Source organism: Streptomyces sp. NBC_00457, assembly GCF_036014015.1.
Lineage (GTDB): Bacteria > Actinomycetota > Actinomycetes > Streptomycetales > Streptomycetaceae > Streptomyces.
The window spans coordinates 7,025,597-7,049,449 of the sequence record NZ_CP107905.1 but is presented as its reverse complement, the minus strand read 5'-3'; the positions used below and the strand labels follow the sequence as shown (position 1 = coordinate 7,049,449).

The following is a 23,853-nucleotide window of genomic DNA, read 5'->3' as shown; positions in this document are numbered from 1 at the left end:
CGGGGGACATCTACCACTCCGGGCGGAAGGTGTCCGAGTAGGCGTCGAGCTCGCCGGCCGGCGTGTCCGGGTAGGCGTCGGACTCGCTGGTCAGCGGGGCGGCGTCGGCGAGCGGCGGCTCGCTGGTGAGAGGTTCCGCGTCCGGCAGCGGGGGTTCGCTGGTCAGCGGCGCCTCGGCGCAGGCGCCCTCCGCGCTGAAGACGCACAGGTGCAGATCGGATGCGGCGGACGGCTCCGCCTCCTGTTTGGAGAGGGCCGAGAGCAGAAGGTGTGCCGATGCGGCCACGGGGAACTCCTTGTCGAGTACGGCGGGTAAGGCTTCGTACGGGTTACCGCAGCCCTACCCAACGGACGCGAGACCAGACGTCCACGGCCGGACTACGTGCGCCTCATCACACACATCCTGTGCGACCGCAGCACTCCTTCCCGCACTTCTTCCCGCGAATTCCCGCTGGTTCCCGCGAATTCATAGATCACTATTCACTCAGTACATGTAGTGGGTGCATACTGGCCCCCATGAGCACCCGCCACATCCTCCTGGGACTGCTCGCGACGGGACCGAGCCACGGCTACGACCTCAAGCGACGCCACGACGAACGCTTCCCGCAGGCCCGTCCGCTCGCCTACGGACAGGTCTATACGACCCTCCAGCGCCTGGTCCGCGACGGCCTCGCCGAGGTCGACGGCACCGACTCGGACGGCGGTCCGGAGCGCACGACGTACCGCTCGACGGACGACGGTGTGCGTGAACTCGGCAAGTGGGCGGGCGAGATCACCCCGCCCGCGCCCTTCGTGACGAACGAGATCTTCGCCAAGGTCGTCGTGGCGATCCTGTCCGGCGGCGATCCGGAGGCCTATCTGCGCGCCCAACGCGCCGCGCACATGGAGCGGATGCGTGAGCTCACGGCGGTCAAGACCGCTCCGGGCGCCGATCTCGCGACCGTGCTCTCGGCCGACTACGCCCTCAACCACCTTGATGCCGACCTCCGTTGGATGACCACGACGGCGGCCCGGCTCACCACCCTGACCGCGGAGGTCGACGCAGCATGAGCAACCCAGTGCCGCTCTTGGCGGCCCATGATCTGGCGAAGGCGCACGGCAGCACGCCGGCCCTGCGCGGCGCCTCGGTCGCGTTGCAGGCCGGCGAGATCCTCGCCGTGACCGGCGCCAGCGGCAGCGGGAAGTCGACGTTGTTGCACTGTCTGGCGGGGCTGGTCCGCCCGGACGAGGGCGTGGTGACGTACGACGGACAGCGGCTGGACACGCTCTCCGAGAAGCGGCTGAGCGAGCTGCGCCGTACCGACTTCGGCGTGGTCTTCCAGTTCGGGCAGCTCATCCCGGAGCTGACCGCGCTCGACAATGTCGCCCTGCCGCTGATGCTGGCCGGGACCGCCCGCAAGGACGCCCAGGAGCGGGCCGGCGAGTGGCTGGAGCGGTTCGGGGTGCGGGGGCAGGAGGGACTTCGGCCCGGCGAGATGAGCGGTGGGCAGGCCCAGCGGGCGGCGCTCGCCCGGGCCCTGGTCACCGGCCCGAAGGTGGTCTTCGCCGATGAGCCGACCGGCGCGCTGGACTCCCTCGCGAGCGAGCAGGTGATGACGGCCCTGACCCACACGGCCCGCGAGTCCGGCACGGCCGTCCTGCTGATCACCCACGACGCTCAGACAGCGGCGTACGCGGACCGCGAGGTACGGCTGAGCGACGGCACCGTGAGCCCGCTGGAGGTGACGGCATGACGACCCAGCTGTGGACCATCCGCCGAGTACGCCTGAGCAATGTGACCGCCCTGGAGGTGACCGCATGAACGCCGATCTGCGGCTGGCCTGGTTGCTGACCCGAGGCTCGAACCGGCGGGAGTGGTGGCGGGCGGGGCTGATGGCGGTGGGGGCGGGGCTGGCCACCGGGTTCGGGCTGGCGGCCGTGGCGATCGCGTCGATCGAGGGGCAGTACGTCGTGCCGTTCGGCAACGGGCTGCTGAATCAGCCCGGCGAGCGGACGGGCGTGGTCTTCGCGCTGGTGCTCCTGCTGATCCCCGTGCTCGGGTTCCTCGGGCAGTGCGCCCGGGTCGGTGCCGTGCACCGCGACCGGCGGCTGGCCGCGCTGCGGCTCGCGGGGGCCGCGCCGGGACAGGTGCGGCGGATCGCCGCGCTGGAGGCCGGGCTGGCCTGTCTCGTGGGGTCGGTGATCGCCGTACTCGCCTCCGTGGTGGTCGTCCTCGGGGAGTGGGCGGAGCCGCCGGGCATCGTCTGGGCCGGGTTCGTGCTGGTCGCCGTCGCCGTGCCGGTGCTGGGTGCGCTGGTGAGCGCGCTGGCGCTGCGCCGGGTGATCACCTCGCCGCTGGGGTGGGTGCGGCGGGTGCGGACGACGAGCCGGCCGGGGCTCGCGCTCGCGGTGGTGGTGCCGACGTTCGCCGTCCTGGTGCTGCTGACGGCCCTCACGCCGTACCGGGACAATCCCCTCATCGGGTTCGCGATGGTTCCGCTGACGGTTGTCGCCGCGGTGGTGCTGGTCGGGGTGGTCTCGGTGTGGCTCTCGGGGTTCACGGCCCGGCTGACCGGCCGGTACCTCGCCGCCCGCACCGAAAGCCCGGCCGTGCTGATCGCGGCGGAGCGGCTGCGCGACGACCCGTGGGCGGCGGCCCGTACGCATGCGGCGGTGCTGCTGGTGACGGTCGTGGGCACGGGCTTCGTGGGCGTCCGGCAGGGGCTGCTCGCCCATCTGCATGGCATGAGGTACCCGGCCGAGAACATGTCCTTCTACGAGACGGGCCTGAACCTCACGGCCGCCGCTATTCTCGTCGCCCTCACGATCACGCTGTGCGCGCTGGCCGTCGGCACCGCCGAGTCACTGGCCACCCGGCGCCGGGGCCTGGCCGCGCAGACCGCCGCCGGGGTGCCGCGGGCGGTGCTCGGCCGGGCGCTGCTTCTGGAGACGGCGCTGCCGCTCGCGCCCGCGCTGCTCCTGGCGGGGTTCGGCGGCCTGGCGATCGGTGTCGGATACGGCGGGATCGTCGGCGACGTGCTCGCCCCGTCCTCGTTCGCGGCCCTGCTGGTCCCGCTCGCGGTGTACGCGACGTGCCTGCTGGCGGCGGCCACCTCGCTGCCCCTGCTGCGCCGCTCGGCGCACCCCGGGGAGCTGCGCTACACGTGAGGCTTCCGGCCCCGGGGGCACGGGGGACCCTCGGGACCGGCGGAAGGCGTGCCGCATGCCCGGCCGTGCGGGAACCGGCCGGGGCTATGCGAAAGCCCGGATCGTCAGGCGGAAATAGCGCCGTCGATCCGGGCCAGGGCGTCGTCCGCGCCGAACGGCTGCAAGTACGGCAGCCAGCGCGGATCCCTATGGCCCGTCCCGATGATGCGCCAGGCCAGGCCGGAGGGCGGAGCGGGTTTGTGGCGCAGCCGCCAGCCGATCTCGAAGAGATGCCGGTCGGCCTTCACATGGTTGCAGCGGCGGCAGGACGCCACCACGTTGTCCCAGACGTGCTTGCCCCCGCGGCTGCGCGGGATGACGTGGTCGACGCTGGTTGCGACGCCACCGCAGTACATGCACCGGCCCCCGTCGCGCGCGAAGAGCGCCCGCCGGGTCAGAGGAACGGGCCCCCGATAGGGAACCCGGACGAATCGCTTGAGCCGGACCACGCTTGGTGCGGGGACTGTGACGGTTGCGCTGTGCATAAAGGCGCCGGACTCCTCGAGGCATACGGCCTTGTTCTCGAGGACGAGGACGAGCGCGCGGCGGAGCGGTACGACGCCGAGCGGCTCGTACGACGCGTTCAGGACCAGGACATGCGGCACGGATGCCTCCTTGTGCGTCGGCGGCGCGTGGCTCGCGCCGGGACGATCTGTAGTCAGTCTCCCCTCATGCCTGGTGGAAGCGCCACCATGTCCCGGTAACGGGCTGGGAGTGTTTTCGACCACATCTTGAATCATCCCCAGGATCACGGGCGGTTCATCCCACCAGTTCATCCCCGGCGGAGCGCCTCTCCTCCCTCGAACACCGCAACGATCCACACACAATGCCCCGATAGTGTGGTGAGCCTGCCCGTCCGGTGACCTTCTTGTGATCTTTACTGCCTGCCGGCGGGCGGACCGCTGCACCTGGAGGTACCTGCCGTGTCCCTGTCCGCCGTCCTCTTGGCCGCCGGTTCGTCGCCCTCGCCGTCGCCGTCTCCCTCACAGACGACGCCCCCGGCGGTCCCCTCGCTCCAGGACGCGCAGGAGAGCGCGACCAACGCCGCGGGCTGGGTCGAGCAGAACTGGTCCACCTGGCTCGCGATCGGGCTCAGAGTCCTGCTGATCCTGGTGATCGCGGCGGTGCTGAGAGTGGCGGTGCGCCGGGCGATCACCAAGCTGATCGAGCGCATGAACCGCACCGCCCAGGCGGTCGACGGCACGGCGCTGGGCGGTCTGCTGGTCAATGTGGAGCGCCGCCGCCAGCGCTCGCACGCGATCGGCTCGGTGCTCCGCTCGGTGGCCAGCTTCCTGATCATGGGCACCGCGGGCCTGATGGTCCTCGCCACCTTCGAGATCAACCTCGCCCCGCTGCTGGCCTCCGCCGGTGTCGCGGGCGTCGCCATCGGTTTCGGCGCCCGCAACCTCGTCACGGACTTCCTCTCCGGCGTCTTCATGATCCTCGAGGACCAGTACGGCGTCGGCGACACCGTCGACGCGGGCGTCGCCTCCGGCGAGGTCATCGAGGTCGGCCTGCGCGTCACCAAGCTGCGCGGCGACAACGGCGAGATCTGGTACGTCCGCAATGGCGAGGTCAAGCGCATCGGCAACCTGTCCCAGGGCTGGGCCACGGCCGGCGTCGACGTCACCGTCCACCCGTCGGAGGACCTGGACCGGGTCAAGGCGGTCCTCACCCGGGTCGGCGAGGAGATGAGCAAGGAAGACCCCTGGAACGAGATGCTCTGGGGCCCGGTCGAGATCCTGGGCCTGGACAGCGTCCTGCTGGACTCGATGGTCGTCCGCGTCTCCGCCAAGACCATGCCCGGCAAGTCCCTCACCGTCGAACGCGAACTCCGCTGGCGTATCAAGCGCGCCTTCGACGCCGAGGACATCCGCATCGTCGGCGGCCTCCCGGCCCAGCCGGACGGCGAGTCGCCCGCCGACCCGACCGCGGGCATGGCGGCCCCGTCGGTCTACTCGAACACGTCGTCCCCGCAGGCTTCGGCGGCCACACCGCTCACTCCGCCGAGCGCGACGAAGTAGGCGTCGCGCGACTACTCCGGCGCCGCGGCCGACTGGGTCCGCGGGTTGGACACCAGTTCCCACAGGTGCCCGTCGGGGTCGGTGAAGTAGCCCATGTAGGACCCGTCATAGGTGCCCGCGCTCTTGGGGACCGACCCGCCCGCCGCCGTGGCTCGGGCGAGGATGTCGTCGACCTCCGCCCTGCTGCCGATGGCACAGGAGATGACGCACGCGCCCGCCACGGCGGCGTCGGGAGTGGCGACGCCGGCACGGTCGGTGTACGTCGCGTACTCCTCGCGCTCGATCAGGAAGAGCGACAGGTTCGGGAGCTCGAAGAGGACGGCGCCTTCGTCTTCGGCCGCCGCGGACAGGCCCAGTCCGTCCCGGTAGAAGCGCAGGGCCCGCTCCAGGTCGGCGACCGGAAGCGAGAGGACGACGGTTTTCGGCTTCATGGTTTCTCCTGACTCGGTCGGGATTCGCTATGGACTGGTCGTCATGGGCTAGTCGTCGCTGGAGCTGGAGCCCGATTTCCCGCTCCCGCTGCTGCTGCGCCCCAGAAAGCGCACCACCTCGCCCACTCCCAGCGTCACGGCGGCCACCGCCCGCACCCAGCGCGGGCCACCCCGCTGCGCCCAGACGACACAGACACAGGCGCCGACGACGAGCGCGAGGGCGACGAGCAAGACGAGTACGGCCATGTGCCGCCCCTCCTTCTGTTGGGGTCGCGTTCTGTTGTGATCACGCCATCCTGGCAGGACCGGTTGCACGGACCTCTCTTGACGCCCCCTTCGTGCCGGGCTTACCTTCCTGAACACCACGATAGGAAACTTTCCTAACAGTGGTCGGGCGGTGGACTTCCCTCCCCCGGCACTGAAAAGCTGGGCGGCTGAAAGGCAGGTGTCGACTCACATGGCAGGAACCGCCGGTACGCCGGGCACCCCGCGCGTCCTGCGCGCCATGAACGACCGTGCCGCGCTGGACCTCCTGCTGGCCCACGGCCCCCTGTCCCGCACGAAGATCGGCAAGCTCACCGGCCTCTCCAAGCCGACCGCCTCCCAGCTTCTGGCCCGCCTGGAGGCCGCCGGGCTCGTCCTCGTCACCGGCACCAGCGAGGGCCGCCCGGGTCCCAACGCCCAGCTGTACGCGGTCAACCCGACCGCCGCGTACGCCGCCGGGCTCGACGTCACCCCCGAACGCATCCACGCCGCCGTCGCCGACATCACCGGCCGCACGGTCGGCGAGTACGAGCTTCCGACCCCGGGGAGGCGACCCAAGGGGCCCGTCGTCCAACAGGTCACCGACGCCCTCGACGGCGCCGTCAAGGCGGCCGGGCTCGCCCGCGCCGACCTCCACCGGCTCGTCATCGGCACCCCCGGCGCCTTCGACCCCGGCACCGGCCGACTCCGCTACGCCTCCCACCTCCCGGGCTGGCACTCCCCCACGCTCCTCGACGAACTCGCCGCCGCGCTACCGATGCCGGTCGAGTACGAGAACGACGTCAACCTCGTCGCCGTCGCCGAGCAGCGACTGGGGGCGGCCCGGGGGCACGAGGACTTCGTGCTGCTGTGGAACGAAGGGGGCCTGGGTGCCGCCCTCGTCCTCGGCGGCCGGCTGCACCGCGGCTGGACCGGCGGTGCGGGAGAGGTAGGTTTCCTGCCGGTCCCCGGCGCACCGCTCGTGCGGCAGGTGACCAAAGCCAACAGTGGCGGCTACCAGGAACTGGCCGGTTCGCAGGCCATCCCCCACCTCGCGCGCGAGATCGGCATCTCCGACATCCCCTCGGGGTCGCACGCAGAAGTCGCCGCCGCTCTCGTCGCGCGGGCCGCCGCGGAGGACACGGTCCTCAACCGGCTGCTCCTCGAGACCTACGCGACCCGGCTCGCCACGGGTCTCGCCTCCCTCGTCTCCGTCCTCGACCCCGAACTCGTCGTCCTCAGCGGCTCCTCACTCGCCTCCGGCGGCGAGGTGCTGCGGGCCCTCGTCCAGGCCGAGCTGGAGGAGCTGGCCGCGGCCCGGCCCCGGCTCGTCGTGGGCGACGTCCATGAACACCCCGTGCTGCGCGGCGCGTTGGAGAGCGCGCTGGCAGCCACCCGCGACGAGGTCTTCGACACCTCCCGCTGACCCCGTAGTCACACACCTTCTTTCCCCGCCACACCTCCTTCTCTCGCCACACCTTCCTTCCTCGCCCCGTCCCAGGGAGTCCTTGCCATGCCCGGAATATCCCGGAAAGCCGCGATCGCGCTCGCCGCCTCCGCCTCCATCGCCCTGCTCGCCACCGCCTGCACCGGCCAGTCGAGCTCCGGCGCCGAGGACGACGCCTCCAAGGAGACGACCCTCAACTTCTGGCACGCCTGGAGCGCGCCGGCCGAGGTGAAGGCCGTCAAGTCGCTGGTCGCCGGCTTCGAGAAGGCGCACCCCAACATCCACGTCAACGTCGTCGGCAACATGACCGACGACAAGATCAACCAGGCTCTGCGGGCCGGTGGCGGCAAGGCCCCCGACGTCATCTCGTCCTTCACCACGAACAACGTCGGCAAGTTCTGCTCGTCCGACGCCCTGGTCGATCTCAACCCGTTCTTCGAGAAGTCGAAGATCGACCCGGAGAAGACCTTCCCGAAGGCGATGAACGAGTACACGCAGTTCGAGGGCAACCGGTGCACCGTGCCGCTGCTGGGTGACGCGTACGGGCTCTACTACAACAAGACGGCCTTCGACAAGGCCGGCATCAAGAGCCCGCCCAAGACCTGGTCCGAATTCGAGACGGTCGCCAAGAAACTGACGATCGCTCAAGGGAACACATACAAGCAACTCGGCTTCATGCCGAACTACCACGGCTGGGAGTCGACGACCGAGCACTACCTCGGCCAGTTCTCCCCCACGTATTTCGATGCGGACGGCAAGTCCAACCTCGCCAAGGACCCCGCCTTCGAGGCCGGTTTCACCCTCCAGAAGAAGCTCGTCGACGCACTCGGCGGGTACAAGAAACTGGAGACCTATCGCGCCACGCTCGGCGACGAATGGGGCCCGAAGCACCCCTTCCACACCGGTCAGGTCGCCATGCAGCTCGACGGCGAATGGCGCCTCGGCATGGCCCTGGACGCGAAGACGGACTTCGAGATCGGCGTCGCCCCGCTGCCCGTACCCGACGACCAGGCCGATGAGTACGGCAAGGGCTACATCACCGGGACGATCGCCGGAATCGCCGCGACCAGCGAGAAGCAGAACGCGGCCTGGGAACTGGTGAAGTACATGACCACGGACACGGACGCGGTGGTCGGCTTCTCCAACGCGATCCACAATGTGCCGTCCACCCTGGAAGCGCTGAAGTCGCCGAAGCTGAAGTACGACCCGCGTTTCAAGACGTTCCTGGAGATCGCCGCGAACCCGAATTCCACGACGTCTCCCGCGTCCGTCAACGGCGGTGTGTATCTGGCGACGATCCAGGAGTTCGGGTACGACTACGAGAGCGGCAAGGAGACCGATCTCAAGGCGGGCCTCGCCAAGACGGCGAAGCAGATCGACACGGACATCGCGCAGGCGCGGTAATGGCCACGATCACCCTCGCGTCGAAGCGCCGCCGGTCGGCGCTTCGCACGGCCGCCTTCATGTCGCCCTGGCTGATCGGCTTCGCGGTCTTCTTCGCGTATCCGCTGATCTCGACCGTCTACTTCTCGTTCATGCACTACGACGGCTTCAAACCGGCGACGTGGAGCGGAACGCAGAACTGGACGTACGTCTTCGAGCACTACACCTTCTTCTGGCCCGCCCTGCGCAACACCCTGTGGCTGGTCGTGATCATGGTGAGCCTGCGGGTCGTGTTCGGGCTCGGCGTGGGCCTGCTGATCACCAAGATCAAGACGGGTACGGGCGTCTTCCGCACGCTCTTCTATCTGCCGTATCTCGCCCCGCCCGTCGCCGCGACCATGGCCTTCGCGTTCCTGCTCAACCCCGGCACGGGCCCGGTCAACTCGATCCTCGAGAAGGTGGGCCTGCCGGCCCCTGGCTGGTTCAACGACCCCACCTGGTCCAAGCCCGCCCTCACCCTGCTCGCCCTCTGGGGCATCGGCGACCTCATGGTCATCTTCATGGCGGCGCTGCTCGACGTGCCCCGGGAGCAGTACGAGGCGGCCGAGCTGGACGGGGCGCCGGCGTGGCAGCGGTTCCGCTATGTAACCCTTCCCAACATCTCGCCGATCGTGATGTTCGCGGTGGTCACCGGCGTGATCCAGGCCATGCAGTACTACACACAGCCATTGGTCGCCGGGAAGGTCGCATCGGGCGTGATCCAGGGCGCGGGCACCCAGTTCGAGCCCGGCTACCCGGACAAGTCCACCCTCACGCTCCCCCAGCTCGTCTACAACCTCGGCTTCCAGCGCTTCGACTACGGCTCCGCCTGTGTCGTCGCCCTCGTCCTCTTCGCCCTGTCGATGATGTTCACCGCGTTCCTGATGCGGCGCCGGGGCGGTCTCATCCAGGCAGGTGACTGATGACGCAAGTACTCGACAAGCCGGTGGAGTTGAGGGCCCCGGCTTCCCCCGCCGAGCGCACGGCCCGTCGCAAGGCCGTCCTGGAGTGGATCGCGGTCCACGCGCTGGGCGTCGCCGCCGCCCTGTTCTTCGTACTCCCCTTCGTGTTCGTCTTCCTGACCTCGCTGATGAGCGACAGCCAGGCCCTCAGCCGCGACCTGATCCCGGACACCTGGGAGTGGGGCAACTACCAGAAGGTCTTCGACACACCGGGCTTCCTGACCTGGTGGCGGAACACGCTGCTCTACGCCGGACTGGGAACGATCCTTACAGTCGTGTCGTCGATCCCAGTGGCGTACGCGCTGGCCAAGTTCCGCTTCCGGGGCCGCAATCTGTCCCTGATGCTGGTGATCTCGATGATGATGCTGCCACCGCAGGTGGTCATCATCCCGATGTACCTCTTCTGGGCGAAGCAGCTGGACCTGTCCGGCACGCTCTGGCCGCTGATCATCCCGATGGCCTTCGGGGACGCGTTCTCGATCTTCCTGCTCCGCCAGTTCCTGATGACGGTCCCGAACGAGTACCTGGACGCGGCGAAGGTCGACGGCTGCGGAGAGCTGCGCACCCTGCTGAAGGTCGTCGTTCCGATGGCGAAGCCCGGCATCGCCGCCGTGGCGCTGTTCCAGTTCTTCTACGCCTGGAACGACTACTTCGGCCCGCAGATCTACGCCTCGGAGAACCAGAGCGCCTGGACGCTGAGTTACGGCCTGGAGTCCTTCAAGGGCATGCACCACACCGACTGGAACCTGACCATGGCCGCGACCGTTCTCGTCATGGCCCCCGTGATCCTCGTGTTCTTCTTCGCGCAGAAGGCGTTCGTCGAGGGCGTCACTCTCACCGGAGTTAAGGGTTGATCCATCTATGAAACTCACCGTGGTCGGCGGCGGCTCGACCTACACACCCGAACTCATCGACGGTTTCGCGCGGTTGAGGGACACCCTGCCGATCGAGGAACTCGTGCTCGTCGACCCGGCGGCCGAACGGCTGGAGCTGGTGGGCGGGCTGGCCCGGCGTATCTTCGCCAAGCAGGGCCACGACGGCAGGATCGTCACGACCTCCGACCTGGACGCGGGGGTCGACGGCGCCGACGCCGTCCTCCTCCAGCTCCGCATCGGCGGTCAGGCGGCCCGCGAGCAGGACGAGACCTGGCCACTGGAGTGCGGCTGCGTCGGCCAGGAGACGACAGGCGCGGGCGGCCTCGCCAAGGCGCTGCGCACGGTGCCGGTCGTCCTCGACATCGCGGAACGAGTCCGTCGTACGAACCCGAACGCCTGGATCATCGACTTCACCAACCCGGTCGGCATCGTCACCCGCGCCCTGCTCCAGGCGGGCCACAAGGCGATCGGCCTGTGCAACGTGGCGATCGGCTTCCAGCGGAAGTTCGCCCACATGCTGGGCGTCGCCCCCGCGGACGTCCACCTGGACCACGTGGGCCTCAACCACCTCACCTGGGAGACGGGCGTACGGCTGGGCGGCCCCGAGGGCGAGGACGTACTGCCCAAGCTCCTTGCGGAGCACGGCGACCTGATCGCCGCCGACCTGCACCTGCCCCGCCCGCTCCTGGACCGCCTGGGCGTCGTCCCGTCGTACTACCTGCGCTACTACTACGCGCACGACGAGGTCGTACGAGAGCTGCGCACCAAGCCGTCCAGGGCCGCCGAAGTGGCCGAAATGGAACGGCAACTGCTGACGATGTACGGCGACCCGGCCCTGGACGAGAAACCGGAACTGCTCGCCCAGCGGGGCGGTGCCTACTACTCGGAGGCCGCGGTGGACTTGGCGGCGGCCTTGCTGGGCGGCGGGGGCAGCCCGTATCAGGTGGTGAACGCCTACAACCGGGGCACGCTGCCCTTCCTGCCCGACGACGCGGTGATCGAGGTGCAGGCGGCGGTGGGGCCCCAGGGTCCGTCACCGCTGCCCGTACCGGCCGTGGACCCGCTGTACGCGGGGCTGATGGCGCAGGTGACGGCGTACGAGGACCTGGCGCTGGAGGCGGCCGTGCACGGCGGCCGGGAGCGGGTCTTCCGGGCCCTGCTGTGCCACCCCCTGATCGGGCAGTACGCGTACGCGGAAGCCCTCACCGACCGACTGATCGCACACAACCGGGAGCATCTCGCGTGGGCATGACCGCATCCGTCCTCGCCGTCGACGCGGGCAACAGCAAGACCGACGTGGCGGTGGTGGCGGCGGACGGGCAGGTCCTGGCCACGGCGCGCGGCGGTGGATTCCGGCCACCCGCGGTCGGCGTGGAGGCGGCAGTGGACGTGGTCGCCGAGGCCGTGCGGCGGGCCTTCACCGACGCCGGGGTCACCTCCGCCGACCATGTCTCGGCATGTCTGGCCAACGCCGACTTCCCCGTGGAGGAGGAGCAGTTGGCGGCCGCGCTGCACGCGCGCGCGTGGGGCACGACCGTCGAGGTCCGCAACGACACGTTCGCGATCCTGCGCGCCGGGGTCACCGAACCGCGCGGGGTCGCCGTCGTCTGCGGCGCCGGCATCAACTGCGTCGGCATGCACCCCGACGGCAACACCGCCCGATTCCCCGCGATCGGCCGCATCTCCGGGGACTGGGGCGGCGGTTGGGGCCTGGCGGAGGAGGCGCTGTGGTTCGCGGCCCGCGCGGAGGACGGCAGGGGCGAACCGACGGCACTGGCCCACGCCCTGCCCGCGCACTTCCGCCTCGACTCCATGTACGCCCTCATCGAGGCCCTGCACCTGGAGCACATCGAGCCGCTGCGCCGCCACGAACTGACGCCGGTGCTCTTCGCCACCGCGGCGGACGGGGACCCGGTGGCCCGGGCGATCGTGGACCGGCTGGCCGACGAGGTGGTGACGATGGCGACGGTGGCCCTGACCCGCCTGGGGCTGCTGGAGGAGGAGACGCCGGTGGTGCTGGGAGGTGGAGTGCTGGCCGCGGGGCACACGCAACTGGACGACCGGATCAGGGACTTGCTGGCGGAACGGGCTCCGAAGGCGGTGGCGCGAGTGGTGCGGGCGCGGCCCGTGCTGGGCGCGGTGTTGCTGGGGCTCGACCGGGTGGGGGCGGGGGCCGAGGCGCACGAACGGGTGCGCAGTGAGTATGTGACGTAGCACCGGCGCGTACGTGGCACAGCACCGCCGCCACAACGGGACATGACCCTCGAACTCCCACCCGCCCCCCGATGGAACCGAACCGATTCCCCCGGCGTATTCATGGGCAGGGGAGGGTGCGGAGTGCCACGTCATGCCCGAAACTCGGGCTACACCGCTGCGATCCGATCAAGATCCAGTGAAGGCCGGTGCGGAATGTCAGTCCCGGCAGCGATACTTGCGGCGAAGGATGACCATGGGGGAGGTCAGCAGTGACACACTCGCCGAAAAGCAGCGCGGCGCCACCAGCGGGCGCCGTGCCCACGATGCCATCACTACCGCCGCCACCGGGCGACCCCGGCGCACCCGGCCCATCCCTTCCCCCCGCACCACAGGGATCGGCCGCCCCGGACCCCACCGAGCCGCCCCGCCGCACCGCGTTCGCCGAGGGCGTCGACCGCCTCCGCGCGGCGGCCACCACGGAACCCGGCCGCCTGCGCATCATCGGCGCGGTCCTCGCCCTGCTGGTCGTCGCCTTCGGTGCCGTGACGGCCTGGCAGACGACCGAGCGGGCGGACGCGGCCGACGCCGTACTGCACAGCAGCCAGCCGCTCAGCTCGGACGCGGCCGACATCTACCGCTCCCTCGCCGACGCCAACACGGCGGCCTCCAGCGGCTTCCTGGCCGGCGGCCAGGAGTCGGCGGCGACGCGCGACCGGTACGAGAGGGACATCCGCACCGCCGCGGCCAAGCTCGTCAACGCCGCCGCGAACTCGGAGCCCGACTCCCCGTCCGCGGAGACCATCACGCGGCTCAACCGGCTGCTGCCGGAGTACAAGGGCCTGGTCGAGCGCGCCCGGACGTACAACCGCCAGGGCTTCCCGGTCGGCGGCGCGTATCTGCGGTACGCGAACGAGAAGATGCAGACCCAGATGCTCCCCGCGGCCGAGGATCTCTACACGAAGGAGAAGCAGCGGCTGCGCGCCGACTACGCCGACGCGACGCCGTATCCCTGGGCCGCGATCGCTCTCGGTGTCCTCGTGCTCGCCGGGCTGGCCTGGGCCCAGCACCGCAACTACCGGCGCACCAACCGCGTGCTCAACCACGGCCTGGTCGCCGCGACCGCGACGGCCACGGTGGTGCTGCTCTGGCTGGTCGTCGGCCACAGCGTCGCCCGCGCGGGCCTCAACGACTCGTACGACCACGGAGTCCGCTCGCTGAACGTGCTGAACGACGCCCGGATCGCCTCCCTGAAGGCACGCGGCAACGAGAACCTGACGCTGGTGGCCCGCGGCGCCGAGACGGTCACCACCTCGGACGGCAAGACCCTCGACAAGTTCGACGACACCTTCCAGAAGGACATGAAGACCCTCGCCAAGGGCCTGACCGCGGCCGAGGATCTCGCCGACGACAACTCCGGCGAGCAGCCGGTCACGGCGGCCGTGGGCAACATGGAGGAGTGGCACAAGCGCCACACCGCCGCCCGCGCGCAGGACGACAACGGCAACTACCAGCAGGCACTGGACAAGGTGATCGGCGCCAAGGGCGCGACCGGCGAGTGCTTCGACAACGTCGACAAGAACCTCGCCACGGCACTCAAGCACGAGCAGACCGAGTTCAAGCAGGCCGCCGGTGACGGCCTCGACGCGATGACCGGTCTGTCGGTGGGCGCCGCCGTCCTCGCGGTACTCGGTGCCGCTGGCGCGGTACTGGGCATCGGGCGCAGGCTGTCGGAGTACCGATGAAAGGGGGCGTGACGATGCATGCACGGAGGTTCTCCCTTCGCCGCCTCCGAGCCGGCCTCAAGGGCTGGGGCGGTGTCGGTGCGATGGCGGTCGTGTGCGCCCTGGCGTTGGCCTTCGCGCTGCTGCTGCCGAAGACCCAGTCCGCCGGCGACGGCACGGGCACGGACGGCCAGGAGGTCGCCCACGGCAGCCAGGCGCGGGCCGAGGAGTGCGACGACCCGGAGAAGCAGACCCTGTCCCCGTCCGGCGCGGACGGCTCCACCATCGACGCCATCAAGGCCCGCGAGGGCGAGAAGCGGAAGCTGATCGTCGGCGTCGACCAGAACAGCTACCGCTGGGGCTACCGCAACCCCAACAGCGCCGGTACGGCCGAGCTGGAGGGCTTTGACATCGACCTGGTCCACCGGATCGCCCAGGAGATCCTCGGCGACCCGGACGCGGTCCAGTTCAAGGCCATCCCCACCAACCAGCGCATCCCGGCCATCCAGGAAGGCCGCGTCGACATGATCGTCCGCACGATGACGATCAACTGTAGCCGCCTTGAGGACGTCGCGTTCTCCGCGCCGTACTTCAAGACCGGCCAGCAGGTCCTGGCCCCCAAGTCCTCTGCCATCACCGGCTACGACGACTCGCTCGCCGACAAGAAGATCTGCACGGCCGAGGGTTCCACCGCGTACACCAAGCTGGACGAGGACAAGAAGGCGAAGAAGCTGGTCTCCTCCGCCGACATATCCACCACCGTCCCCAACCAGCTCGACTGCCTGGTGCGCCTCCAACTCGGCGAGGCCGACGCCGTGGTGACCGACGGCGCCCTCGCCGCCAGCCAGGCCGCGCAGGATCCGACGGTCGAGCTGAAGGGCGCCCCCTTCACCACCGAGTACTACGGCGTGGCGATGAAGCAGGACGCCGACGATCTGGTACGCCGGGTCAACCAGATCCTCGTGGACTACCGGGAGGACACCGCGAACGGCTGGCAGGCGTCGTACGACAGGTGGTTGTCGGCCACACTGGGTGAGGACCCGGCGAAGGCGGAACCGCCCGCACCGGAGTATCTACGCAAGAGCTGAACCACCGTCAACGTCCGCTCCACGTCAGCCACATAGGAACGTCAACCACATAGGCACACAGAGCAGCGAGAGGTGATCGATGGGCGTCACGGGACCCCCCGGGCCGGTGATGGACCGGGACGAGGTGGACCGTGCGCTGGCGCGGCTCGGCGCGGAGCACGAGGCGATCGAGACCTCGCTCCTCGCCCTGCAGGACCACGCGGGCCGCAGACTCCTCGAAGGTGCGCAGCTGACCGGCGTCACCAAGGAGCGCTGGACGGCGGCCGAGGCGTCGATCACCCTGCTGTGGGCGTACTTCGACGCGTACACGGACGCGTTGCGCGCCGCCCGCGAGATCCGCTCCCGGCGCCGCTGGTCCAGCCGGGAGGACCTGGCGGAGCTGACCGAGCTGCTGCGCGGCGAGGCCGTCACGGTCGCGGGCTCCACCGGCGCCACGGCGAGCGCGCCGACCCTGCACGGCGGCTCGGGCAAGCTCAGCGAGCAGTTCACGCTGGTCACGCTCGTCGACCGGATGAACGAGCTGTACGCGACGTCCCTGGACATGGTCGTCGCCGCCGACGCGGTCTGGTCGGCGCTGCCCGCCCGGATCGATTTACTGGCCGCGGAGCTCCAGCGCACCCGCAAGCTCGCGCACTCCGTCGGCGTACGCCCCGGCGAGCACCCGGCAGGCGACGACCTGGAGCGCATCACCCGCACGCTGACGAACCTGCGCGAGCAGGTCATCTCCGACCCGCTGGCGTTCTGGACGCCCACGCCCGGGAGTTCGGCCCCCGGCGGTGGCCGCCCGGACACCACGGTCTACGACCGTGAGGCGCGCGCCCTGGAGGACGTACGCCGTGAGATCGACGCTGTACTGACCGTCCGTCAGGATGCCGAGCAGCGCCTGGTCAAGCTGCGTGACGTGCTCTCCCGCGCGGACCGTACGCTCGCCGAGGCCCGCACCGCGCGCGGCGAGGTCCTGGCGAAGATCGCGGCCACGGAGGTGCCGGTCGTCAGCGGCCCGCCGACCGTGCTGCAGGAGCAGCTGGCGACGGCCGCCGAGTACCGCAGACATGCCCAGTGGCACCGGCTGTCCCCACTGCTGGAGTCCCTGGAGCAGAAGGCGGAGGACGAACTGCTGCGGGCCCGCGAGTCGTTGACCGCGGTCACCCAGCCGCTGGCGGTCCGCGCCGAGCTGCGCGGCCGGCTCGACGCGTACAAGGCGAAGGTCGCCCGGCACGGCCTCGCGGAGGACCCGTTCCTGATCGAGCGGTACGACGCGGCGCGGCGGATGCTGTGGAGCGCGCCCTGCGACCTGCGAGTCGCCGAACAGGCCGTCCTGCGCTACCAGCAGTTGGCGGCCGAACTGCTGAGCAGCCCGCGCGTCCCGGGGCAGGGCGGGCCGCAGGATCGTAGGGGGGAGCACTCGTCATGAGTCAGGCAGAGCAGAAGTGCCAGCGCCCGGGGTGCGAGGGCGCGTACGAGGACGTGGGCGGCGGCGAGCTGTACTGCGACACCTGCGGTCTCGCCCCGGTCGTCTCATCGAGCGGCATGGTGGGCTCGCCGCCCACCGGCATCAGCCGCAGCGGCAAGGGCTCGTCCGGCAGCGCGAGTTCACGCGCAAGCTCCCGCGCCAGCTCTCGTACGTCGTCACAGTCGTCGAAGTCGCGGCGCTCGGTGTCGGGACGCCTGTCGCGCTCCCTGTCGGGCCGTTCCACAGGCCGCTCGGTGTCGGTGCGCAGCTCCGGCTCCGGCACTGGTTCCAGCGGTCGCAGCCGGCTCGGCGTGGGACTCGTCCAGGTGCCGGGCGTGCCGCGGCCCGACCCGCGCGAGATGGTCCTGGAGAAGGCGGAGGTCCCGGAGCGCAAGCGGTTCTGCTCCCGCTCCGACTGCGGGGCCCCGGTCGGCCGGGCGCGCGGCGAGCGACCCGGCCGTACGGAAGGCTTCTGCACCAAGTGCGGTCACCCGTACTCCTTCGTCCCGAAGCTGAAGGCGGGCGACGTCGTCCACGGTCAGTACGAGGTCGTGGGCTGCCTGGCGCACGGCGGCCTGGGCTGGGTCTACCTCGCGGTGGACCGCGCGGTGTCGGACCGGTGGGTGGTGCTGAAGGGTCTGCTCGACACCGGCGACCAGGACGCGATGGAGGCCGCGATCTCCGAGCGGCGCTTCCTCGCGGAGATCGAGCACGCCAACATCGTGCGGATCTACAACTTCGTGGAACACCTCGACCAGCGGACGGGCTCGCTGGACGGGTACATCGTCATGGAGTACGTCGGCGGCAAGTCGCTGAAGGAGATCGCCAACGAGCGCCGCACACCGGGCGGCAAGCGGGATCCGCTGCCCGTGGAGCAGGCGTGCGCGTACGGCATCGAGGCGCTGGAGGCCCTGGGCCATCTGCACAGCCGCAACCTCCTGTACTGCGACTTCAAGGTCGACAACGCCATCCAGACCGAGGACCAGCTCAAGCTGATCGACATGGGCGCGGTCCGCAGGATGGACGACGAGGAGTCGGCCATCTACGGCACGGTGGGCTATCAGGCGCCGGAGGTGGCGGACGTCGGCCCCTCGATCGCCTCCGACCTGTACACCGTCGCGCGTACGCTCGCCGTCCTCACCTTCGACTTCCAGGGCTACACGAACGTGTTCGTGGACTCCCTGCCCGACCCGGACAACATCGAGGTCTTCCGGCAGTACGAGTCCTTCTACCGGCTCCTGGTCCGCGCCACCGACCCGGACCCGGCCCGCCGCTTCGCCTCCGCGCAGGAGATGACCGAGCAACTCACGGGTGTCCTGCGCGAGGTCGTCTCCCTGCAGACGGGCACGGCCCGACCGTCGCTGTCGACACTGTTCGGGCCCGAAGTGAAGGTGACGGACACCGAGTTGTTCCCCAAGCTGGAGGGGGATGTGTCGCGGCTGGGGGCACGCATGGTGACCCCTCGACGGCGCGTGGCCGGTACCGGTGCCGCCGAGCTGCCGGCCGTCGGATCCGGCAATGGACAGGGCGCCCAGGACCTGGTCAAACACATCAACGCGCCCGCTGCCGCGCTCGCCCTGCCCGTGCCGCACGTCGACCCGAGCGACCCGAACGCCGGGTTCCTGGCGGGCCTGATCGCCTCCGCCCCGGGTGAGTTGATCAGTGCGCTCGCGGCGGCGCCGTCGGAGTCGACCGAGACGCGGCTCCGGCAGATCAGGGCCTGGCTGGAGACCGGCGACTCCGGCACCGCGCTGGAGACCCTGGCACGCTTGGAGGCCGACCACCCGGACGACTGGCGGGTCGTCTGGTATCGAGGCGTCGCCGCACTGGTGACGGGCGATCACGAGAACGCCGCGCTCTCCTTCGACGCGATCTACGACGCCTTTCCCGGCGAGCCCGCGCCCAAGCTGGCGCTCGGCCTGTGCGCGGAGGTGCTGGGCCAGCTCGACAACGCCGCCGAGTACTACCGCCTGGTGTGGTCGACCGACCCGAGCTTCGTGTCCGCAGCGTTCGGCCTGGCCCGCGTCCGGCTCGCGACGGGCGATCGCCGGAGTGCCGTACAGACGCTGGAGTCGGTTCCCGAGTCGTCCATCCATTACACGGCCGCGCGCGTGGCCGCCGTACGGGCGCGGCTGCGTCAGCGCACGGCCGCCGCCGGCGACGTACCCTTCCTGGAGGACCTGACCGCTGCCGCCGGGCAGGTCGAGGCCCTGGAGGCGTATGGTCTGGACCCCGCGCGACGCGAGCAGTTGTCGGCGGAGGTGCTCGGCAGTGCGCTGGACTGGATACTCTCCGGTGGCCAGGGTTCCGTACCCCCCGCCGCCGGGGGACGGGTGCTGCTCGGCAGCGGACTGGACGAGCGGGGACTGCGTTTCGGCCTGGAGCGTTCGTACCGCACGCTGGCCCGGCTCGCACGGGGCGGCGAGGAGAGAATCGATCTGGTGGAACGTGCCAATCGTTACCGCCCCCGGACGTGGGTGTAGTTGATGTCGCAGATGCCCCAGCAGACCGCCCTGTCCCGGTGCCCGAGCTGCGAGGAACCCCTCGAGTCGGGTGACCGTTTCTGCGGTGCGTGCGGATACGACCTGTCCGCCGTCCCCGCACGACCGGAGGACCAACCGACGATCACCATGAACGGCTCGGCACCGCCCCCGCCGGCCGGTGCCGCCGATGTGGACTGGCCCGTCGCCCCCGGCCGGCCCGCCGCCGCGCATCTGCCGGCCGATCTCCCGGCCACGGACCCGGACGGCCACGCGATCCCCGCGCAGGCACCGGTGGGCTCCCCCGTGTCCCCCGCCTCCGGTGTCCGCTTCGACCGCCCGCCGGAGCCCGACGAGTACCCGCTCCAGGCGCCCGACCCGCGCATCGCCGACCTGACGTCCCCGCCGGAGGGCACCACCGTGTGCGTCGCCTGTCGTTCCGGCCGCGTCGACAACGACGGCTACTGCGAGAACTGCGGGCACGCCCAGCCCCGCGAGCGCGACCACATGGAGCAGGAGACCGGCCCGGTCGCCGCCGTCAGCGACCGCGGCCTGCGCCACCACCGCAACGAGGACGCGTTCGCCCTCGGCTGCACCGCGCTGCCCGACGGCGCCCCCGCGACCGTGGCGATCGTCTGCGACGGCGTCTCCTCCGCGACCCGCCCGGACGACGCCTCCCTCGCCGCCTCCCGGGCCGCGAGCGAGTCGCTGCTGGCCGCCCTGCCGCGCGGCACGCACCCGCAGCAGGCGATGCACGAGGCGATCGTCGCCGCCTCACGCGCCGTCAACTCCCTGGCCGGCGAACCCGCCACGGCCCGCGAACACGCCCCGCACCAGAACGCCCCCGCCTGCACCCTCGTCGGCGCGATCGTGACCGCCGGACTGCTGGTCGTCGGCTGGGTCGGCGACAGCCGCGCCTACTGGGTACCGGTGGACCGCAGCTCCCACCCGGCCCGGCTCACCGAGGACGACTCCTGGGCCGCGCAGATGGTCTCCGCGGGCCTGATGAGCGAGGCCGAGGCGTACGCCGACGAGCGCGCCCACGCGATCACCGGCTGGCTCGGCGCCGACGCCTACGAACTGGAGCCGCACACCGCTTCCTTCAAGCCGGACCGTCCGGGTGTAGTGGTGGTGTGCACCGACGGGCTGTGGAACTACGCCGAGGCGGCCGAGGAGATGGCCGAGGTCGTCCCCCTCGACGCCGCCGTGCGCCCCCTGCACAGCGCCCAGGTCCTCGTCGGTCACGCGCTCGACGGCGGGGGCCACGACAACGTAACAGTGGCCGTCGTGCCGTTCCCGGCCCCGCCGCAGGGGGCAGGATCGGCCTGAGGCCACCGCACGAAACGGACTGGAGGGGACCAGTCCGGACACAGTCATCACCCCGCTCCTGTGGGGTTTTCGAGGGGATCTTCAGGAGATCTTCAAGGGGGAGCAGAGAAGGCATGGCCAATTTCTCGAAGTCGAACGTGCCGCAGTTCTCGGTGGACGTCTATCAGAACGAGTACCTGCCGGAGGGCGCTCGCGAGGTCAACGCGATCGTCACCGTGACCGCGACCGGTGGCGGCACGATCGGAAGCGCGGTCGCCGCACCCCACCTCTACGCTCCGGGCCAGGGCCCGGACGCGGCGGTGGCCATCATGGTCGACTGCTCCGGCTCGATGGACTACCCACCGACCAAGATGCGCAACGCCCGGGACGCCACGTCCGCCGCGATCGACACCCTGCGCGACGGCGTGCACTTCGCGGTGATCGGCGGCACACATGTCGCCAAGGAGGTCTACCCGGGCGGCGGGCGCCTCGCGATCGCCGACGCCACCACCCGCGACCAGGCCAAGCAGGCGCTGCGCAAGCTCAGCGCGGGCGGCGGTACGGCCATCGGGACCTGGCTGCGCCTCGCCGACGGCCTGCTGTCGTCCGCGGACGTCTCCATCCGGCACGGCATCCTGCTCACCGACGGCCGCAACGAGCACGAGTCGTCCGAGGCTCTGAAGGCCGCGCTCGACTCCTGCGCCGGACGCTTCACCTGTGACGCCCGCGGCGTGGGCACCGACTGGGAAGTGAAAGAAGTCACAGGAATCGCCTCCACCCTGCTCGGCAGCGCCGACATCGTCGCCGACCCGGCCGGTCTCGCCGCCGACTTCACGCAGATGATGGAGACGGCCATGGGCAAGGAGGTCGCGGACGTCGCCCTGCGGCTGTGGACGCCGGTGGGCACCACCGTGAAATTCGTCAAGCAAGTCGCGCCCACGGTCGAGGATTTGACCGAGCGCCGCACCGAGTCCGGCCCGCGCGCCGGGGACTACCCCACCGGCTCCTGGGGTGACGAGTCCCGTGACTACCACGTCTGCGTCGAGGTCCCGGCCGCCAACATCGGCCAGGAGATGCTCGCCGCCCGCGTCTCGCTGGTGATCCCGCAGCCCGACGGCACGGCCCAGAACCTGGGCGCCCAGGGCCTCGTACGGGCCGTGTGGACCGACGACATGGTCGCCTCGACGTCGATCAACCCCCAAGTCGCCCACTACACCGGCCAGGCCGAACTGGCGCAAGCCATTCAACAAGGGCTCGACCTTCGCAAAGCGGGCGATATCGATGGAGCAACGGCCAAACTGGGCCGCGCCGTTCAGCTCGCCAGCGACTCCGGAAATGCGGATACCGCGAAACTCCTTGCGAAGGTGGTGGACGTTGTCGACGCCGCGACAGGTACTGTGCGACTGAAGGCGAAGGTCGCGGAGGCCGATGAGATGACCCTCGAGACCCGGTCCACAAAGACTGTTCGTGTAAAGAAGTGACCTGAGACAGACGCGAGCCTGACCCCTTGGGGTTGGAGAAATCCGGTCGTCGCGGCCGGAAAGGAGAGGGGGAAGCGCCGACATGCCGACCTGCCCGAACGGACACCAGTCGGGTTCCGACGACTGGTGCGAGGTCTGCGGTCACCGCATGGCCGGTGCCGTACCCCCGCCCCCGGCCGCCGGGTACGGCTACCCGCAGCCCGGCCCGGCCCAGGCCCCGCCGCCCGGCGCCCACCCCGGCGGGCGCCCGCATCTGTCCGCCGTGCCGGACCCCGAGCCGGAACTCTGCCCGCAGTGCCGCACGCCGCGTGAGGGCGGAGCGCCGTTCTGCGAGGAGTGCCGGTGGAACTTCCTGACGAACACGGCGACCTCGTACACCCCCGCGGCCCCGCGCCCGCAGGGGCCCGGCCCGGCCGTGCGCTTCCAGCAACAGCCGCCGCCCGGTCCGTCGTACGGCGGCGGTGAGTCGTACGACTACCAGAGCTCGCGTCCGTCCCAGATGAACCGGCCTGCCGAGCCGCTCCCACCGTTCGGCACGGACCCGTCGGGGCAGGGCGGCCCGCCTGGTCCGCCTGGCCCTATGGGTCCGCCCGGTCCGCACGGTGGTCATGGCGGTCAGCCCGGTCACGGCGGCCAGCCCGGTCCTGGTGGTCCGTCCGGCGGTCACGGCGGCCAACCCGGTCCCGGTGGTCCGTCGGGTCCCGGTGGTCCGTCCGGCTTCGGTGGCGATCCGTCGCGGCAGGGTCCGCCGCCCGGGCCGAACCCCGGTGGTCGTGGCGGTCCTGGTGGACCCAACGGTCCTGGTGGTCCCATGGGTCCCGGTGGCCCCAACGGCCCCGGTGGTATGGGTGGTCCCGGTGGACCCGGTGGTCCGGGGCATCCCGCGCAGGCATTCCAGCAGTCCGGTCCGCCCGCCCCGCCCGCGTTCCCGCAGGAGACGAACAGGCCGCAGCAGCCCGGCGGTCAGTCCTTCGGCGGCGGTGAGGACGACTGGCTGCTCTCCCCGCCCGGCTCGACCGCGCCCGGCGGCCCTGGCGGTCCTGGCCCCGGTCAGGGCGGCTACGGCTACCCGCAGCAAGGCTCGACCCAGGCCCCGCCCCCGCCCGGCCCGGCGTACCAGCAGCAGCCGACGACCTGGCTGGCGACCATCGGTCCGGACCGTGACTACTTCATGGCGATGATGCAGCGCTCCGGCCCCGAGGCCGCGGGCCTCAACCTGCCCGCGTACTCGCCCGAGCAGCAGCGCGCGCTCACCGGCAACCAGGTCACCATCGGCCGCCGCCGCCATTCCACCGGCGACACCCCCGACATCGACCTCTCGGTGCCGCCGGAGGACCCGGGCGTCTCGCACCAGCACGCGGTGCTGGTCCAGCAGCCGGACGGCAGCTGGGCGGTCGTCGACCAGAACTCGACGAACGGCACGACGGTGAACGGCGCCGAAGAGCCCATCCAGCCCTTCGTGCCGGTACCGCTGCAGGACGGGGACCGGGTCCACGTGGGCGCGTGGACGACGATCACGATCCGCCGGGGTTAGCG

22 protein-coding genes are annotated in these 23,853 nt (G+C 70.7%); 17 read left to right on the top strand and 5 right to left on the bottom strand.

Annotation, left to right across the window (positions count from 1 at the left end):
• Positions 1-10: 10 nt before the first annotated feature.
• Positions 11-286, bottom strand: coding sequence for a hypothetical protein (locus OG828_RS32165; protein ID WP_301981076.1), 276 nt, complete (start codon positions 284-286; stop codon positions 11-13).
• Between the two features lie 230 nt (positions 287-516).
• Here OG828_RS32165 and OG828_RS32160 point away from each other — a divergent pair, with 230 nt between their 5' ends.
• The 3 genes from OG828_RS32160 to OG828_RS32150 all read left to right on the top strand — a co-directional run bounded on the left by OG828_RS32160 (position 517) and on the right by OG828_RS32150 (position 3,147).
• Complete coding sequence (locus OG828_RS32160) at positions 517-1,050, top strand: PadR family transcriptional regulator (RefSeq protein WP_328364385.1); 534 nt, start codon at positions 517-519, stop codon at positions 1,048-1,050.
• Positions 1,047-1,733 carry an ABC transporter ATP-binding protein gene (locus OG828_RS32155; RefSeq protein WP_328503119.1) on the top strand — a complete coding sequence of 229 codons (687 nt, stop codon included), beginning with the start codon at positions 1,047-1,049 and terminating at the stop codon, positions 1,731-1,733. The genes OG828_RS32160 and OG828_RS32155 overlap by 4 nt, the downstream gene beginning before the upstream one ends.
• Before the next feature lie 64 nt (positions 1,734-1,797).
• Positions 1,798-3,147: an FtsX-like permease family protein gene (locus OG828_RS32150; protein ID WP_328503118.1), complete on the top strand. Its 1,350-nt coding sequence runs from the start codon at positions 1,798-1,800 to the stop codon at positions 3,145-3,147.
• Between the two features lie 104 nt (positions 3,148-3,251).
• Here OG828_RS32150 and OG828_RS32145 read toward each other — a convergent pair whose 3' ends face one another.
• The gene (locus OG828_RS32145; RefSeq protein ID WP_210576597.1) at positions 3,252-3,791 is read right to left on the bottom strand and encodes an HNH endonuclease; all 540 of its coding nucleotides are present in this window, start codon (positions 3,789-3,791) and stop codon (positions 3,252-3,254) included.
• 318 nt (positions 3,792-4,109) lie between these two features.
• Here OG828_RS32145 and OG828_RS32140 point away from each other — a divergent pair, with 318 nt between their 5' ends.
• The gene (locus OG828_RS32140; RefSeq protein ID WP_328440631.1) at positions 4,110-5,210 is read left to right on the top strand and encodes a mechanosensitive ion channel family protein; all 1,101 of its coding nucleotides are present in this window, start codon (positions 4,110-4,112) and stop codon (positions 5,208-5,210) included.
• Between the two features lie 11 nt (positions 5,211-5,221).
• Here OG828_RS32140 and OG828_RS32135 read toward each other — a convergent pair whose 3' ends face one another.
• Both OG828_RS32135 and OG828_RS32130 read right to left on the bottom strand, forming a co-directional pair.
• Positions 5,222-5,641: a VOC family protein gene (locus OG828_RS32135; RefSeq protein WP_328503117.1), complete on the bottom strand. Its 420-nt coding sequence runs from the start codon at positions 5,639-5,641 to the stop codon at positions 5,222-5,224.
• Between the two features lie 48 nt (positions 5,642-5,689).
• Positions 5,690-5,887, bottom strand: a complete 198-nt coding sequence (locus OG828_RS32130; protein ID WP_328364376.1) for a hypothetical protein — start codon at positions 5,885-5,887, stop codon at positions 5,690-5,692.
• A 211-nt stretch (positions 5,888-6,098) separates the two neighbouring features.
• Here OG828_RS32130 and OG828_RS32125 point away from each other — a divergent pair, with 211 nt between their 5' ends.
• The 9 genes from OG828_RS32125 (at position 6,099) to OG828_RS32085 (ending at position 17,009) form a co-directional block, all read left to right on the top strand.
• A complete protein-coding gene (locus tag OG828_RS32125) occupies positions 6,099-7,310 on the top strand; it encodes an ROK family transcriptional regulator (protein ID WP_328440630.1) in 1,212 nt (403 codons plus the stop codon).
• An 87-nt stretch (positions 7,311-7,397) separates the two neighbouring features.
• On the top strand, positions 7,398-8,735 hold the full coding sequence (locus OG828_RS32120) for an ABC transporter substrate-binding protein (RefSeq protein ID WP_328440629.1): 1,338 nt from the start codon (positions 7,398-7,400) through the stop codon (positions 8,733-8,735).
• Positions 8,735-9,676: a carbohydrate ABC transporter permease gene (locus tag OG828_RS32115; RefSeq protein ID WP_328503116.1), complete on the top strand. Its 942-nt coding sequence runs from the start codon at positions 8,735-8,737 to the stop codon at positions 9,674-9,676. Before OG828_RS32120 ends, OG828_RS32115 begins: the two co-directional genes overlap by 1 nt.
• Positions 9,676-10,569, top strand: coding sequence for a carbohydrate ABC transporter permease (locus OG828_RS32110; RefSeq protein ID WP_328440627.1), 894 nt, complete (start codon positions 9,676-9,678; stop codon positions 10,567-10,569). Before OG828_RS32115 ends, OG828_RS32110 begins: the two co-directional genes overlap by 1 nt.
• Positions 10,570-10,576: 7 nt before the next feature.
• Complete coding sequence (locus OG828_RS32105; protein WP_328503115.1) at positions 10,577-11,842, top strand: 6-phospho-beta-glucosidase; 1,266 nt, start codon at positions 10,577-10,579, stop codon at positions 11,840-11,842.
• Entirely contained in the window at positions 11,833-12,804 is a 972-nt protein-coding gene (locus OG828_RS32100) for an N-acetylglucosamine kinase (protein ID WP_328503114.1), read from the top strand. The genes OG828_RS32105 and OG828_RS32100 overlap by 10 nt, the downstream gene beginning before the upstream one ends.
• Before the next feature lie 305 nt (positions 12,805-13,109).
• Positions 13,110-14,528, top strand: coding sequence for a hypothetical protein (locus OG828_RS32095; protein ID WP_328503113.1), 1,419 nt, complete (start codon positions 13,110-13,112; stop codon positions 14,526-14,528).
• Positions 14,529-14,542: 14 nt separating this feature from the next.
• Complete coding sequence (locus OG828_RS32090; RefSeq protein ID WP_328364360.1) at positions 14,543-15,595, top strand: glutamate ABC transporter substrate-binding protein; 1,053 nt, start codon at positions 14,543-14,545, stop codon at positions 15,593-15,595.
• A 79-nt stretch (positions 15,596-15,674) separates the two neighbouring features.
• Positions 15,675-17,009, top strand: coding sequence for a hypothetical protein (locus OG828_RS32085; protein WP_328503112.1), 1,335 nt, complete (start codon positions 15,675-15,677; stop codon positions 17,007-17,009).
• A 1-nt stretch (position 17,010) separates the two neighbouring features.
• Here OG828_RS32085 and OG828_RS49640 read toward each other — a convergent pair whose 3' ends face one another.
• Complete coding sequence (locus OG828_RS49640; protein WP_443060209.1) at positions 17,011-17,331, bottom strand: hypothetical protein; 321 nt, start codon at positions 17,329-17,331, stop codon at positions 17,011-17,013.
• Between the two features lie 28 nt (positions 17,332-17,359).
• Between OG828_RS49640 and OG828_RS32080 the strand changes: the two genes are divergently transcribed.
• The 4 genes from OG828_RS32080 to OG828_RS32065 all read left to right on the top strand — a co-directional run bounded on the left by OG828_RS32080 (position 17,360) and on the right by OG828_RS32065 (position 23,851).
• Positions 17,360-19,531, top strand: a complete 2,172-nt coding sequence (locus tag OG828_RS32080; protein ID WP_443062451.1) for a tetratricopeptide repeat protein — start codon at positions 17,360-17,362, stop codon at positions 19,529-19,531.
• Positions 19,532-20,857, top strand: a complete 1,326-nt coding sequence (locus tag OG828_RS32075) for a PP2C family serine/threonine-protein phosphatase (protein ID WP_328364355.1) — start codon at positions 19,532-19,534, stop codon at positions 20,855-20,857.
• Between the two features lie 113 nt (positions 20,858-20,970).
• On the top strand, positions 20,971-22,317 hold the full coding sequence (locus tag OG828_RS32070; RefSeq protein WP_328364354.1) for a vWA domain-containing protein: 1,347 nt from the start codon (positions 20,971-20,973) through the stop codon (positions 22,315-22,317).
• Positions 22,318-22,399: 82 nt separating this feature from the next.
• Positions 22,400-23,851: an FHA domain-containing protein gene (locus OG828_RS32065; protein ID WP_328503110.1), complete on the top strand. Its 1,452-nt coding sequence runs from the start codon at positions 22,400-22,402 to the stop codon at positions 23,849-23,851.
• The last annotated feature ends 2 nt before the right edge of the window (positions 23,852-23,853 follow it).